This is a genomic window from Streptomyces sp. NPDC005722 (genome assembly GCF_040630935.1).
In the GTDB taxonomy this organism is placed as follows: Bacteria; Actinomycetota; Actinomycetes; order Streptomycetales; family Streptomycetaceae; genus Actinacidiphila.
Window position 1 is genome coordinate 187,700 of sequence record NZ_JBEXYN010000003.1, and the last position, 13,699, is coordinate 201,398.

General features: G+C 73.6%; 18 protein-coding genes. 8 read left to right on the forward strand and 10 right to left on the reverse strand.

The genetic code is table 11. The features are described from left to right. The first annotated feature begins 226 nt into the window (after positions 1–226). The gene (locus ABZ479_RS04915) at positions 227–1,192 is read left to right on the forward strand and encodes an LLM class F420-dependent oxidoreductase (RefSeq protein ID WP_500459944.1); all 966 of its coding nucleotides are present in this window, start codon (positions 227–229) and stop codon (positions 1,190–1,192) included. Positions 1,193–1,373: 181 nt separating this feature from the next. Here ABZ479_RS04915 and ABZ479_RS04920 read toward each other — a convergent pair whose 3' ends face one another. The 4 genes from ABZ479_RS04920 to ABZ479_RS04935 all read right to left on the reverse strand — a co-directional run bounded on the left by ABZ479_RS04920 (position 1,374) and on the right by ABZ479_RS04935 (position 4,489). Beyond that, the gene (locus ABZ479_RS04920; RefSeq protein ID WP_500459945.1) at positions 1,374–2,039 is read right to left on the reverse strand and encodes a response regulator transcription factor; all 666 of its coding nucleotides are present in this window, start codon (positions 2,037–2,039) and stop codon (positions 1,374–1,376) included. Further along, positions 2,032–3,225: a sensor histidine kinase gene (locus ABZ479_RS04925; RefSeq protein ID WP_500459946.1), complete on the reverse strand. Its 1,194-nt coding sequence runs from the start codon at positions 3,223–3,225 to the stop codon at positions 2,032–2,034. Before ABZ479_RS04925 ends, ABZ479_RS04920 begins: the two co-directional genes overlap by 8 nt. 41 nt (positions 3,226–3,266) lie before the next feature. Further along, a complete protein-coding gene (locus tag ABZ479_RS04930; protein ID WP_500459948.1) occupies positions 3,267–3,803 on the reverse strand; it encodes a hypothetical protein in 537 nt (178 codons plus the stop codon). 215 nt (positions 3,804–4,018) lie between these two features. After that, positions 4,019–4,489, reverse strand: a complete 471-nt coding sequence (locus ABZ479_RS04935; protein WP_500459950.1) for a VOC family protein — start codon at positions 4,487–4,489, stop codon at positions 4,019–4,021. Between the two features lie 297 nt (positions 4,490–4,786). Between ABZ479_RS04935 and ABZ479_RS04940 the strand changes: the two genes are divergently transcribed. Both ABZ479_RS04940 and ABZ479_RS04945 read left to right on the forward strand, forming a co-directional pair. Then, positions 4,787–5,275 (forward strand): transposase, encoded by a 489-nt coding sequence (locus ABZ479_RS04940; protein WP_500459951.1) that lies wholly within the window; start codon positions 4,787–4,789, stop codon positions 5,273–5,275. 333 nt (positions 5,276–5,608) lie between these two features. Then, a complete protein-coding gene (locus ABZ479_RS04945) occupies positions 5,609–6,283 on the forward strand; it encodes an endonuclease (protein ID WP_500459952.1) in 675 nt (224 codons plus the stop codon). 73 nt (positions 6,284–6,356) lie between these two features. Here the strand turns inward: ABZ479_RS04945 and ABZ479_RS04950 are convergent, their stop codons facing one another. Together ABZ479_RS04950 and ABZ479_RS04955 are read right to left on the reverse strand one after the other, a co-directional pair. Beyond that, positions 6,357–6,695: a DUF3040 domain-containing protein gene (locus ABZ479_RS04950; protein ID WP_500459953.1), complete on the reverse strand. Its 339-nt coding sequence runs from the start codon at positions 6,693–6,695 to the stop codon at positions 6,357–6,359. Between the two features lie 190 nt (positions 6,696–6,885). Next, positions 6,886–7,053: a hydrophobic protein gene (locus ABZ479_RS04955; protein WP_245939318.1), complete on the reverse strand. Its 168-nt coding sequence runs from the start codon at positions 7,051–7,053 to the stop codon at positions 6,886–6,888. A gap of 109 nt (positions 7,054–7,162) precedes the next feature. Between ABZ479_RS04955 and ABZ479_RS04960 the strand changes: the two genes are divergently transcribed. After that, positions 7,163–8,302: a winged helix DNA-binding domain-containing protein gene (locus ABZ479_RS04960; RefSeq protein ID WP_500459954.1), complete on the forward strand. Its 1,140-nt coding sequence runs from the start codon at positions 7,163–7,165 to the stop codon at positions 8,300–8,302. A gap of 211 nt (positions 8,303–8,513) precedes the next feature. On the opposite strand, the gene ABZ479_RS04965 is transcribed toward ABZ479_RS04960, so the two are convergent. The 4 genes from ABZ479_RS04965 to ABZ479_RS04980 form a co-directional block, all read right to left on the reverse strand. Beyond that, the gene (locus ABZ479_RS04965; protein ID WP_500459956.1) at positions 8,514–8,987 is read right to left on the reverse strand and encodes a hypothetical protein; all 474 of its coding nucleotides are present in this window, start codon (positions 8,985–8,987) and stop codon (positions 8,514–8,516) included. Positions 8,988–9,040: 53 nt separating this feature from the next. Beyond that, on the reverse strand, positions 9,041–9,598 hold the full coding sequence (locus tag ABZ479_RS04970; RefSeq protein ID WP_500459957.1) for a hypothetical protein: 558 nt from the start codon (positions 9,596–9,598) through the stop codon (positions 9,041–9,043). A 120-nt stretch (positions 9,599–9,718) separates the two neighbouring features. Further along, a complete protein-coding gene (locus ABZ479_RS04975; protein ID WP_500459958.1) occupies positions 9,719–10,195 on the reverse strand; it encodes a MarR family winged helix-turn-helix transcriptional regulator in 477 nt (158 codons plus the stop codon). Between the two features lie 99 nt (positions 10,196–10,294). Next, positions 10,295–10,456, reverse strand: coding sequence for a hypothetical protein (locus ABZ479_RS04980; RefSeq protein WP_416876589.1), 162 nt, complete (start codon positions 10,454–10,456; stop codon positions 10,295–10,297). Positions 10,457–10,976: 520 nt separating this feature from the next. On the opposite strand from ABZ479_RS04980, the gene ABZ479_RS04985 reads away from it, so the two are divergent. From ABZ479_RS04985 to ABZ479_RS05000, 4 genes are all read left to right on the forward strand, one after another. After that, positions 10,977–11,243, forward strand: a complete 267-nt coding sequence (locus ABZ479_RS04985; protein WP_500459959.1) for a WhiB family transcriptional regulator — start codon at positions 10,977–10,979, stop codon at positions 11,241–11,243. A gap of 303 nt (positions 11,244–11,546) precedes the next feature. Next, complete coding sequence (locus tag ABZ479_RS04990) at positions 11,547–11,936, forward strand: hypothetical protein (protein WP_500459960.1); 390 nt, start codon at positions 11,547–11,549, stop codon at positions 11,934–11,936. A 41-nt stretch (positions 11,937–11,977) separates the two neighbouring features. Further along, complete coding sequence (locus ABZ479_RS04995) at positions 11,978–12,709, forward strand: SDR family oxidoreductase (RefSeq protein WP_499610383.1); 732 nt, start codon at positions 11,978–11,980, stop codon at positions 12,707–12,709. A gap of 52 nt (positions 12,710–12,761) precedes the next feature. Then, entirely contained in the window at positions 12,762–13,637 is an 876-nt protein-coding gene (locus ABZ479_RS05000) for an RNA polymerase sigma-70 factor (RefSeq protein ID WP_500459961.1), read from the forward strand. The last annotated feature ends 62 nt before the right edge of the window (positions 13,638–13,699 follow it).

Here is a 13,699-nt window from a genome sequence, read left to right on the forward strand (position 1 = left end):
GGACGTGGGGGCGTCGCGCGACGTGCCGCGCGTACCCCCGCAGGAGCCGCCCGACGGGGACCCGGCAGGGCCCGTGGGTGTCCCGGACGCCGGAGGGGGGTCCGGCGTCCGGGGCGTTCACCCACCGTGCGGCTGCCTCACCGCACCTTCCGGGTGCCCCCGATCCGCCGGCGCACACACGCGTGCGCGGCCGTTTCCGCGGTGATCGACCGGGCAGCCGCCCCATATGACGCAATTCGGATACACGATGATGACCGAGCAGGCCGGCCCCAAGGACCTGGTGTCCCACGTAGTCCGGGCCGAGGAGGCCGGATTCGACTTCTCGGTGACCTCCGACCACTACTTCCCCTGGCTGGACGAGCAGGGCCACGCACCCTACGCCTGGAGCGTGCTGGGAGCGGCGGCGCAGGCCACCTCGCGGATTCCGCTGATGACGTACGTGACCTGCCCGACCGTGCGCTACCACCCCGCCGTGGTCGCTCAGAAGGCGGCGACGGTGCAGTTGCTCTCCGACGGCCGCTTCCGGCTCGGGCTGGGATCGGGCGAGAACCTCAACGAGCACGTGGTGGGCGGCGGTTGGCCCGCCGTGGACGTCCGCCAGGCGATGCTCGCCGAGGCCGTGGAGATCATCCGGGCGCTCTTCGGCGGAGGGTACGTCAACCACCGCGGCGAGCACTTCGACGTGGAGTCGGCGAAGCTGTGGGACCTGCCCGACCGGCCGCCGCCGATCGGGGTCGCGGTGTCGGGGGCGCAGTCCTGCGAACTGGCGGGCCGGCTGGCCGATCTGATGATCGCCACGGAGCCGGACGCGGATCTGGTGGCCGCCTTCGACGGGTCCGGCGGCGCGGGCAAGCCGCGCGTCGGGCAGCTGCCGGTGTCCTACGACCCCGACCGGGACACGGCCGTACGGCGGGCGCACGAGCAGTTCCGCTGGTTCGGCGGCGGGTGGAAGGTCAACTCCGAACTGCCCGGCACGGCGGCCTTCGCGTCGGCGAGCGAGAACGTACGTCCGGAGGACGTCGCGGAGTCCATTCCCTGCGGGGACGACCCGCAGGCCTTCGTGGAGGCCGTCCGGCCCTACGCGGAGGCGGGGTTCACCGAGATCGCCCTCGTCCAGGTCGGCGGCGACGCACAGCCGGCCTTCCTGGACTGGGCCGAGAAGACCCTCCTGCCCGCGCTCCGTGAACTCTGACGCGGGTCGCTTCCGGCGGCCGAGGGCCGACGTGGGCGGCGGTACCCGACATGGCGGGCGGCGTCAGGACGTGCCGCGGCCGGTGACGACGTCGCAGGCGCGGCATTTTGCCGGCCGACCGACCAACCGACCGACCGAACGGCCGGACGGCGGTGCCCGGCCCGGGCCCGCGGCGCGGGGGTCAGGCCAGGCCCGCGGCGATGGCGCGGCGCACGGCGTCGGCCCGGTCCCGGATCCCCGCCTTGGCGAAGAGGTTGTTGATGTGCGTCTTGACCGTGGCCTCGCTGATGAACAGGTGCTCGGCGATGGCCCGGTTCGGCAGGCCCTTCCCGATGAGGGCCAGTACCTCGCGCTCGCGGGGGGTGATGTCCCCGGGCAGCGGTCGCGCCGGCTCCGGCGGTCCGGTGCGGGCGGTGGCGAGGAGCCGGTCCTGGACCTCGCGGTCGAGCACGGACTGACCGGCGGCGGCCGCCCTGATCGCGCGGAGGATGTCCTGCCGGCCGGCGTTCTTGGTGAGGTACCCGCGGGCCCCGGCGCTCAGCGCGGCCAGGATGGAGTCGTCGTCGGCGAAGGTGGTCAGCACGACCACGGCCACCTCCGGGTGCTCCGCGCCGAGCCGGCGGGTCGCCTCGGTCCCGTCCATCACGGGCATGCGCAGGTCCATCAGCACCACGTCGACCGGCCCGGTGGCGACGGCCGCCAGGACCTCGGCCCCGTTCGCGGCGGCCGCGACGACCTCGATGTCCTCGGACAGCGCGAGGACGTCCGCGAGCGGCTCGCGGACGGCGGCCTGGTCGTCGGCGACGACCACCCGCAACGGCTCGTGGTTCTCGTCCTGGTCACTCATCGGGGATCACTGCCTCCACCTGCCAGCCGCCCTCGTCCGGTCCCTCGGTGACCGGGCCCGCGGTGATGGTGCCGCCCAGCAGGGCGACGCGTTCCCGCATGCCGATCAGTCCCATTCCGCTCCCGCCACCAGGGGCCACCGTACGGGTCCCGGCACGGTTGCGGATCGTCAGTGCGGTCGAGGAGGCGGCGAACGCCAGCTTCACGCGGACCTCGCCGCCGGGTGCGTGCCGGGCGGCGTTGGTGAGGGACTCCTGGGCGATCCGCAGCAGGTTCTGGGTCACCGGGGCGGGCATCTCACGGACGGCGCCGGTGACGGTGAGTGCGTCGCGGTGGCCGGACGATTCGAGCATCGCGGTCAGGCTCTCGACCAGCGGCAGGGCGTCCTCGCGCAGCGCGTGCACGGTCCACTGCGCCTGCTTCAGGCTGTCCCTGACCATGGCGTGCGCCTTGGCGTTGGCCTCGCGGACCTTGTCCAGGTCCCCGGTGTCGAGGAGCGCGTCGGCCAGTTCCAGCTGCATGTTGATGCCCGCCAGCGAGTGCGCCAGCACGTCGTGGACGTCCCGGGCGATCCGGCCGCGCTCGGTCAGCACGGCGGTCCGCGCCTCGGCCCGGGCGGCGCGTTCCGCCGACTCGGCCGCCGAGAGCGCCGCCTGCACGGCCTGGTGCCGGCTGCGGTTGAGTATCCCCGCAAGGACCGGGGCGCCGGTGGCGAGACCGAGCGCCCAGGGCAGTACGTCGTGCCCCTGCCCGAGACGGAGGTACAGCACGCCGCCGCACAGCAGGCTGCACAGCAGCGCGAGGGCCAGCGCGGGCCGGGTCTCCAGCCGGTATCCGATGTGACCGCTCATGAAGAAGGCGAAGAGGTAGGTCGTCCCGGTGGCGCCGACGCCGATCAGTGCCGCCGCCGCGACGATGCCGAGCGTGAACCACACCAGGGCGGCCCGCGGGGGCAGCTTCGCCTCGGGCAGCGCCCGGACCAGCAGAGCGGCGCAGTTGACCACGAAGAGCGCGAGCACGAGCAGGCCGTGGCCGCTGAGGCCCATGGGCCGGATGGTCAGCGCCCCCGCGACGACGACCGCTGCCGGGATGATCCATCGCGTCCGGGGGTCCCGTCCGGGAACCGGCCGTGGGCCGCTCCCCGCGGACGGGGCCGCCCCCGGCGACGGGGTCGTGGCTGCGGGCATGGCCCGACCATAGCCCACCGCCGTCCCGCGCGAGCCCGTCGTCACACCAGGTGGTCGAGGGCGGGCGCGGCGGGCGCGGTCCGGGGGGAGCGGCCCACCGTCCGGCTCCGGAGGAAGATCGTGGCCAGCCGCGTCACGACCTCGGTGAGGGCCATGAGGACGAAGGCCGCGACCCATGCCTGACTGCCGGTGATGTCGTGGGCCACGCTGAACCGGGCGACGTCGTCCCCACCGCCGCCGTGCTCCACCCACAGCTGGAAACCCATCCGCGCGCCCATGCCGAGCACCCACAGGACCGCCGAGACCACGCCGGCCTTGATCAGGACGTCCTCACCGCAGACCCGGACCCGGGTGTACGCACCGCCGGCGACACCCAGCACGGCACCGACGCCCATCAGGGAGCCGATCAGCACCAGGTCGTTGCCGGCGGTGGGTATCGAGTCGAGGTACGTGTGGGCCACGAAGGCCACGATCCCCAGGGGGAGGAGGAACGACAGGGGGCGCAGCCGGCCCTCCCGCAGCTGCCGGAAGACGACGAGGATGAGGGCGATGTCGGTGATCCACTCGGTTGCTGTCATGCCCGCAAGCTTGCTGCGACACGGCCCACGGCACCTGGACCCACGGGTGGAGTCCCGGGTGGAGATCGGAGGGCGCCGGTGGGGGACCTGGTCAGGCGTGGCCACGCCGCGCGCGGAACGCTGAGCGCGCTGTCACCCTCCGCATCTGTTTGGGCGCCGGGGGTGACCGTCGTCCAAGGGGTTCCCCCGGGGCTGACGGCGCACGCGGTCGTGGGTCAGGCCGGGGCGTCGGCGTCCGGCACGGAGGCCGCGAACGCCTCGGGGCCCTGCTCCGCCGCCGCCGGGTCCATCCACATGACCTGCCAGCCGTGGCCGTCGAGGTCGAAGAAGCTGCGCGCGTACATGAAGCCGTGGTCCTCGGCGCCGTCCGCCTCGGTGCCGCCCGCCGCGAGCGCGGCGCCGCCGACCCTGTCGACCTCGTCGCGGGACGACACGCTGAAGCAGTACAGCGCCAGCGCGTGCGTGCGGGGATCGGCCATCGGCAGTTTCGAGAACTCCGCGAACTTCTCGCGGCCGAGCAGCATGACGAAGGCGTGCTCGCCGACCAGCATGCAGGCGCTGCTCTCGTCGGCGAACACCGGGTTGAAGGCGAACCCGAGCCCGGCGAAGAACGCCTTGCTGCGCTCGAGGTCCGCCACGGGGAGGTTCACGAACAGCATGCGGCCGGGGTGTGCGGGATAGGTCATGGCGGGTCTCCAGTGTGCGGCTCGATGGCGTACGTCGTGGTGGACCGGCCCAGTCGGCGAAACTCATCGGTGGGCCTCGGCCACGGCTACGGCTACCTCGCGGTCGTGTCGACCGTCCATCGCGGCTTCAACAGGCCCGCGCGTCGGGCCGGTTGCCCGAGGGCGTACCCTGCTGCTCCCGTTGCGCGTCGGTGAGCACGCCCGAGTGGTCCGGACGCACGACGCGGGTGATCGCGCGTCGGCGTCGTCCGGGGGCGCGTGACGGCAATGGATCTTGCTATGGGATGATCTTGATTCGTGGCTCGTGGAGATCTGACGGACGAGCAGTGGGCGGTGCTGGAGCCGCTGCTGCCCGTGCGCAAGAAGGTCGGCCGGCCGGCGACATGGACCCGGCGGCAGTTGATCGACGGCATACGGTTCCGGGTCCGCACCGGGGTGCCCTGGCGCGAGGTGCCGGAACGGTACGGGCCGTGGGGCCGGGTGTACGACCTGTTCCGCCGCTGGCAGAGGGACGGCACCTGGCAACGGGTCGTCACCCAGCTCCAGGTCGGGGCGGGGGCGGCGGACGTGATCACCTGGGATCCCGCCGCCGTCGACCCCGGCGTCAGCCGGGCCCACCGGCACGCGGCGGGCGTGCGGAGAAGGGCGAGTTTCGCGAGGAGCCGCATGGCGGCGCCGGCACAGAGCCGGACGGCAGCGGCCGGACGCGGCCGTCCCGGTGCGCCGGCTCCCGCCTGGCCACCCGTTGCGGAGGCACCGCGTCGAGGTGACGGGATACGGTTGTGACCAGCGCATTCGGCAGCGGCCCCGGCGCCCGCGTGCGCCGGTGCCGAGGGGGAAGGCGTGGCGCGGGACCGCGTGCCGATTCGACCCGAGGAGACACGTGTCCCCGCCGGACAGCGCCCGTCGCCGAGGCGTGCGACCGCCGGTGAGTTCGGGGAACCGGGGACGAAGGCCCTCGGGGCCCTGACGCGCCGCTGCGCGACAGGCCTGGGACGGCGGCGTACGCGTCCGCGACGTCGCCCGGCCAGTGATCGACGCCGGCTTCGCCGTCTACCGGCCGCACACCGGGTAGCAGACCCGACGAGGACCCTGCGCTTCCCGAGAAGGTGATGCGAGATGACCGGGACGACCCGGGACCGGGACACCACGAAGGACAGGGCGACCGTCAAGGCCCTGCTGGACCACGAAGGCCACACCTACGCCGAGGACGCCGGCGTCAAGCTGAGGAACACCCCGCAGCCGCTGTACCAGGTGCTGGTGGCCGCGTGCCTGCTCAGCGCCCGCATCAAGGCGTCCGTGGCCACCGCCGCGGCGCACGAGCTGTTCGCCGCCGGGATGCGCGACCCCCGCAGGATGCGCGACGCCACCTGGCAGCAGCGCGTCGACGCCCTCGGCCGGGGCCACTACCGGCGCTACGACGAGCGCACGGCGACGCAGCTCGGGGACGGCGCACAGCTGCTCCTGGACCGCTACGGAGGCGATCTGCGCCGCTTGCGGGACGCGGCGGACAGCGACCCGGACGCGATCCGCCGCGCCCTGCGCGAGGTTCCCGGGCTGGGACCCGTCGGTGTGGACATCTTCCTGCGCGAGGTGCAGGCCGTCTGGCCGGAGACCGGCCCGCTCTTCGACGACAAGGCGCTCAAGGGCGCGGAACGACTGGGACTGCCCGCACGGCCGGAGGCACTGGCCGACCTGGTGCCGAAGACCGCGTACGCGGTCTTCGCGGCCGCCCTGGTGCGGGCCGCGCTGGACCGCCACGTGGCCGAGGAGGTCGCCGGGGCGCGCCCCTGAGCGAGTCGCCACCGTGCCCCGCGGCCGCCCGCGCGTCGCGGCCACCGGCCACCGTCCGGCAGCCGGAGGCACGTCACGCAACTTGCCGCCCGCGCCGTAGACGCCTGCCGCCCCTCACCGGCCAGGCGGCGGTGAGCAGGGTGACGATCCACGAGGCGGTGCCCGCCCACATCAGGGGCGGGGACGTGGTCAGCGTGGCCGACAGCAGCAGGGCGAGGGTGGTGCCGGCCAGGAAGGTCACCAGCAGGGCACGCGGCCATCGGGCGAACCGGGCGGCGGCCTCCCGGAGGGGTGTGTGGAGGCGCATCGTGCGCAGTCGCCGGGCGAGGGCCCGGTCGTCATGGCGGAGCAGGCGCTCGATCCCGTCGAGCGCCGTGCGTTCCCGGACGGTGAGGCGGCAGTCCTCCCGCATCGGCGTCTCCTGGCAGGCATGGGCCGGGCTGCTCCGGCCTTCTGTGCCCCGTGTACCCCGCCGGACGGCAAGGACCGCTGCCGCAAGGGGATTGACCGGATGACGCCGCCACGACGAAGTGGCCACGACGAACGGGGTGCCGGCCGCGAACCGCGGCCGGCACCCCGGCGTGCTGCGTGCGTGCGTCAGGTCACCATCGGTACCAGCGGCGCCGCCCGCCACCCTCCGCGGCCCGGAACACGAAGCCGAGCAGCCACACCACCAGCACGACCAACGCGATCCACCACAGGGCCTTGAGGGCGAATCCCGCCCCGAAGAGGATCAGGGCCAGCAGCAGGACAAGCAGCAAAGGAACCATGTCCACAACCTCCTGACCCCGCGTGTGCCCCGCCGTCGCACCGGCATGCACGGCGCGTTCGGGGCGGCGGGCCGGACGCGCTGTCCGACCCGGGTGGCATGATCCGGCCATGAGTCTGACCACGCGGCAACTCGCCCTCGCCACCCTGGACCGTCAGCTCCTGCTCGAACGCCGGCGCCTCGACGTGGCCGAGGCGGTGCGCCGGGTCTGCGCGCTGCAGGCGCAGAGCCCGGCCTCGCCGTACCTGGCGCTGTGGAACCGCGTGCGGGACTTCGCCCCGGAGGACCTGGACGCGGCGTTCGCGGACGGCCGGATAGTGAAGTCGACCCTGATGCGGATCACGCTGCACGCCGTCCACGCCGAGGACCACGCCGGCCACCACGCCGCCATGGTGCACACGTTGCGGGCGTCCCGGCTGTACGACCGGCGCTACGGCTCGACCGGGCTGCGCCCCGAGGACGCCGACGCGGTCCTCCCCGAACTCGCCGGTTTCCTCGCGCAGCCCCGCACCGGCCCCGAGGTCGAGGCCGAGGTCACGGCGCGGTTCGGCGAGCACGCCCACCGGGTGTGGTGGGCGCTGCGCACGTACGCGCCGACGCACCATGTGCCGGCCGGCGGCCCCTGGTCGTTCGCGCAGCCGAACACCTACCGCGCCGCCGCGGCCGTCCCCGCGCCGACGCAGGAGGAGACGGACGCCGGGGTGCGGCAACTCCTGCTCTCCTACCTGCGCGCGTTCGGTCCCGGCTCCGCCCAGGACTTCGCACGGTTCACGCTGCTCCAGCGTTCCGTCGTCACCCGGGCGCTGCAGGGCCTCGGCGACCAGGTGGTGCCGGTGGCGGGCCCCGGCCGCACGCCGCTGTACGACCTCGCGGGCGCCACCGTCCCGGACGAGGACACGCCGGCGCCTCCGCGGCTGCTCCCCATGTGGGACAGCGTCCTGTTCGCCCACACCGGCGCCGGCCGGGTCGTGCCGGAGGAGTACCGGCCGGTGGTCGTGCGGCGCAACGGCGACACGCTGCCCTGTCTGCTTGTCGACGGGCAGGTCGCCGGGGTGTGGCGGGCGACCGGCGGCGGACTGGAACTGACCGCCTTCCGCACGCTGGGCAAGGCCGCGTGGGACGGCCTCTGCACGGAGGCAGTGAAGCTCCGCGCGCTGCTCGCCGATCGCGATCCGGCCGTCTACCGGCGCTACGGGCACTGGTGGGACAAGGGGCTCCCGGGCGTGGAGCGCCGCGTCGTCACGGGGTGACCGCGCATCCGGCCGCGGCGCCCGCGGCTTCCGACTCGCTGAGGCGTCCGGCCCCGTTCCCCTGCGTCCCACCTGTCACAGGACCCACCTCGGCCCCACGTCCCCCTCAGGACGCGTGCGTTGCCCGAACCCGCGGACCCTGTGTGCCCGGCCCGTCGCATGGGGGAGCGGGGCGCCGCCCCCGTGGGGGTGAGGCCCCGCTCGGCCGGACTCAGGTCGACAGCAGGCGGTTGAAGAAGGAGCGGTAGCGCCGGAGCGCCGTGCGCAGCTCCTCCGTGTTCACCTCTTCCCCGCGGGTCCACTGGCCCTCCAGGCCCTGCTTGTGCTGGGCGAAGGTCGACGCCAGCTTCTGCATCACGTCGGCGACCAACTCGTCGGCGGCGTGCACGGCGTCGCGCGGGTCGTCGACGAACTCGCTCTGGATCCGCTGCCAGCGGTCGCGGAAGCCCTCCTCGTCGTCGGAGCCCAGCAGTTGCGGGGCCTCGTCCGCGGCGCCGTCCCGGGCCGGGGCGCCGACCGCGTCGTCCGGGGGCGGTCCGCCCCGTGTCCCGGTGCTCTCGCCCGGGTACTCCGGTGCCCTGGGGGCCGCCTCGGGGCTGTCCTGCGGGGTGCCGGGGGGCGCATGGGTCCCTGCGAGGTCTTCGGTGGCCAGACCGCTTCCGCGGGAGACACGCTCGCGTTCCATCGTTTCTCCGCCTTTCCGGTGGGTCGTGCGGGTTGTGCGTGCCGGGCGCTACGTCAGGCCCGGGCGTGGCGCCGCCCACCGCCGTCGGTGAGCAGGTCGTCGAACAGGGCGCGGTAGTGCACCATCGCGCCGCGCAGCTGTTCGGTGGTGGCCTCGTGCCGGGTGCTGAGGTCGTTGACCTCATGGGCCGCGCGGTAGTGGTCCAGGGTCCGGCCGTGCTCCACCGAGAGGTCCTTGACCTGCTGGTCGAAGCCCTCGGTCGGGTAGCCGCGGTCGCGCATCAGGGAGGCCACGAGGCTGTCGGCGTCGTGGACGGCGTCCTCGGGCCGGTCCACGAACTCCTCCTGGACGCTCGTCCACTCCCGCGCGTAGCGGTCGCGGACGCCGCTCGGCAGCGGCTTGATGTCCAGCGAGTCGTGACGCCTGGCGCGGGCGGCCAGGTCGCGCTCCGCGTCCTTGCGGCTGCCGGCGTCCTCCACCGTCCGGTCGTACTCCGGGCCGAAGCGGCCCTTCAGGCGCCGGTGCCGGATGAAGAGGGTGGACGCGACCGCGATCAGGGCGAGTACCACCACCACGGGGATGATGATCGCCAGAAGTGTCCCTGTTGACATGGGGTCGACTCCCTAGCACTCACGGGAACGGAAACCCCCCTCATCCGTTCGCCTGCCCCGGGCCGTGCCCGTAAAACGCCACATGCGTGGACATTCGTCACGTGCGGCGTCAGGGGCCCCTCAGGTCGTGCCGCGTTCCGCGCGCAGGTGCTCGGCGACCGGGGTGAGGGCCCTGCGGAGGGCCGCCTGGTCCTCGGCGGGGAGCAGGTCGATGAAGTGCTCGCGCACGGCGGCGACGTGGTGCGGGGCGACGTCCCGCATCGTCTGCCAGCCGTCCTCGGTGAGGACGGCGAACAGCCCGCGCCGGTCCGACTCGCAGTTCTCGCGGCGGACCAGGCCCGCGGTCTCCATGCGGCTGATCTGGTGGGACAGCCGGCTCTTGGACTGCAGGGTGGCGCGGGCCAGGTCGCTCATCCGCATGCGGTGGCCGGGCGACTCCGAGAGGTTCACCAGGATCTCGTAGTCGTTGATGGTCAGGCCGAACGGCTCCAGGTCGCGTCCGAGTTGGTTGAGCAGCAGTGTGCCGACGTCCAGGTAGGTCCGCCAGGCGCGCTGCTCGTCATCGGTGAGCCATTCCTCGTTCTTGGCCTTCTCCATGCCGCCAGCATATCCAGCACATCAATTGCGCTGGAAAGCTCCACATTTCGGCCCCCGGTGTCCTGAACGCCACGCCGCCTGGCGTCGCCCCGCCGGCGCTCAGAGGTTCCGGTCCTGGTGGATGTGGCCCAGCCCGAACCTCTCGGGCGTGCCGGACTCGCCGGGGATCACCCGGGCGGAGGAGTTGCCGCGGCGGTTCAGGACGACCAGGAGCGCCACGATGACCGCGACGACGAACAGGGCAGCCAGAAGGTAGAACATGTCGGTCCCCCATGAGCGTTCGCCGCCGCCGTGGCGGCGGCAGTGGAAGGCCATTGTGCACCCGGCAGCGGCCCGGGTCACGAGGTCGTTCCGCCGGGACGCGGCGCGGGGACGCGGTGCCGGGAAGGCGCGTCGCGGTCGCGGGCCACGTGCCCGGGCGGCCGCCACCTCGGCGCGCGCGAGGTCCGCGGCCGCCCCGCTCGCCCACCGCGGTGCCTGCCTACGGACGGGCTCCGTGCGCCCCCGGGGGGAGAGGTCCGGACCCGATCACCGACTTCGACCGACCGACCGACCCGCCGGTCCGCGCGCGACGCGCCGGGCGGACGGGCCGACCGCGCAACTCGCCCGGTGGTTCAGGAGCTTGGCCCCGCCGCGCCCGCCGGGTGCCCGTACCGGGCAAATCCGGGCGTCACACACCCGTCGGTCCACTGGTCTCCCTGAGGAGTCCCCGTCACGGACGCACGGCCTGCGGGTCCGCCGGGCGGGCCCAGAGCCGGGGTGTCCCGTACGAGGAGGTTCCATGAACTGGAGATACGAGGCCGCGTGCCAGGAGGAGGATCCGGAGCTGTTCTTCCCCATCAGCGACAGGGGCCCGGGTCTGGCGCAGATCGCCGAGGCCAAGGCCGTGTGCCTGCGGTGCCCTGTGACGGCGCGGTGCCTGCAGTGGGCGCTGGCGGCCGGCCGCCTCGAAGGGATCTGGGGCGGGACCACGGAGGAGGAGCGCCGCACGATCCAGCGGCGCGACTACGTCGAGCGCTGGCAGAAGGCGCGGCAGGCCGGCGCCTGACCCCGATCGGACGGTCATGTGCGTGCGGACCGGCTCGGCGACGCGCAGGATCCACTCCGCGACGTCCCCGGGCTCTGCGAGGCGCCGCATCGGGATGCGGTCGCGGCCGGGCACGCGCGGCGACCCTGACGTCCGTGTCGGTCGGCCCGGGGGCGGCCGTGTGCCCCGCACCCCTTCGGGCGCGAGCTCCGGCGCGCTCTCGGTCGCGGGCGTAGTGCCCGCCGCCGGGCAGCGGGCAGTGGCCGTAGGTGCCGACACGTTGACGAGGAAGCCCGAGGTCTCCCGCCGGTGCGGCAGGGCGGTGTGGGCGAGCAGGCTCGGCGCGGTCACGTTGAGCGCGAACAGTCTCCGCGCCCCTCGTCGCCGGCCGGGCCCCGGCTCAAGCCCCGCCGCGGCGGCCCGCCCCTCGGCTTCGGTGCCTTCCACCCCCTGCGCGACCGCCTCGCCCGCTGGACGGGCACGGATCCCGTCGGCCTCGTACGGCACGTCCGGGAGGACCTGTGCCGGCACCTGCGGGGCGCGCTGCGCGACGACGTCGCCATCGTCGCGCTCCAGCGGGCGGCCGTCCCCGCGCGGGCGGGCAAGGCCGGAACGGCGTCTGCTGAGGGCACGGGCGGAGCGGTCCTGCGCACCCCCGGCCGCCCCGTGGCAGCCCAGGCGCGGCGACTGCCGCGCAGGTACGTTAAGCAGTAGAGGCATGCACCGGTCATCAGCATCGGGAGATGGGCAAAGCCATGAAAATCGCAGTCATCGGCGGAACCGGGCTCATCGGCTCCCAGGTCGTGAAGAACCTCGAAGCAGCCGGACACGAGGCCGTGCCGCACTCCCTGTCCACCGGCGTGGACCTCCTGAGCGGCGAGGGCGTCGTGGAGGCCGTCGCGGGCGCCGACGTCGTCGTGAACCTCACGAACTCGCCGACCTTCGACGAGGCCTCGCCCGCCTTCTTCCAGACGTCCATGGACAACCTGGTCGCGGCGAGCGAGAAGGGCGGCGTCGGCCACATGGTCATCCTCTCGATCGTGGGCGTCGACGAGGTGCCGGAACTCGACTACTACCGGGCGAAGGTGCTCCAGGAGGACATCCTCAAGGCGAGTTCCCTCCCGTACTCCATCGTCCGCGCCACCCAGTTCATGGAGTTCATGGAAGCGACCATGTCCTGGACCACCGACGGCGACACCGTACGGCTGCCGCGGACCAGGCTCCAGCCGATCGCCGCGGCCGACGTCGCGCGGATGGTCGCCGAGGTCGCCTCGGGCCCCCCGCTCAACGGGACCGTGGACATCGCCGGGCCCGACGTCTTCCCCCTCGAGGAGATCGGCCGAATCACCATCGCCGCCAAGGGCGACGGGCGCGGCGTCGTCGTCGACGACACCGCGGGCATGTTCGCCGTCGCGCGGGGGGACGTCCTCGTCGGCGGCAGCGACGCCCGCATCGCCCCCACCCACTACAGGGACTGGCTGTCCTGAACCACCGGCGCGCCCTTCCCGGACGCGGCCGACGCCGACCGAGGACGAAGCAGTGGATGACGCCGAGGACCTCCGGGCAGCGCAGGAGGAGTTCCAGGCCGCCCGCGGAAGCCTGTTCGGCATCGCCTACCGGATGCTCGGCAGCGTGAGCGAGGCCGAGGACATCCTGCAGGACGCCTGGATCCGCTGGCAGACCTACGACCGTGCCAAGGTGGAGAACCCCCGGGCGTTCCTCGCGACGACGGTGACGAGGCTCGCCATCAACGTGCTCCAGTCGGCCAGGGCCCGCCGTGAGACCTACGTCGGGCCGTGGCTGCCGGAGCCGGTGGACACCGAGAGCGATCCCGCCCTCGGCGCCGTGAACGGCGAGGCGCTCGAGGTCGCGGTGCTGATGCTGCTGGAGAAGCTCACACCGGCCGAGCGTGCCGCCTACGTCCTGCGGGAGGCGTTCGAGTACCCGTACGCGCAGATCGCGGAGATCCTCGGCCAGTCGAACGCCAACGCCCGCCAACTGGTGAGCCGGGCGCGCAAGCACCTGGCGAGGGAGAAGCGGGTGGGCGTCGTGGCCGCCGACCACCAGCGCTTCCTGACGGCCTTCGTGGCCGCCGCCAAGGCGGGGAACGTGGGTGTGCTGGAGGAGATGTTCGCCGAGGACGTCGTGTCGTACTCCGACGGCGGCGGCGAGGTGCGGGCGTCGAAGTTCCCCGTCGTCGGACGGCAGCGCGTGGCCAAGTACATCCACGCCTTCGCCGACCGGTTCTGGGTGGGCGCCGTCGTCGAGCCCGTGCACGTCAACGGCCGCCCCGCCGCGAAGCTGTCCCGCGACGGCACCGTCTTCGCCGTCCTCACGGTGAGCGTCACCCCGGAGGGCATCGACCGCGTGATGTGGATGATGAGCCCGACGAAACTCGCCGTCCTCGCCGCATGACGCCGTCCGCCCGTGACGCCGTCCGCCCGTGAGGCCGTCCGTCCCGTGGTGCCCCGTCCGCG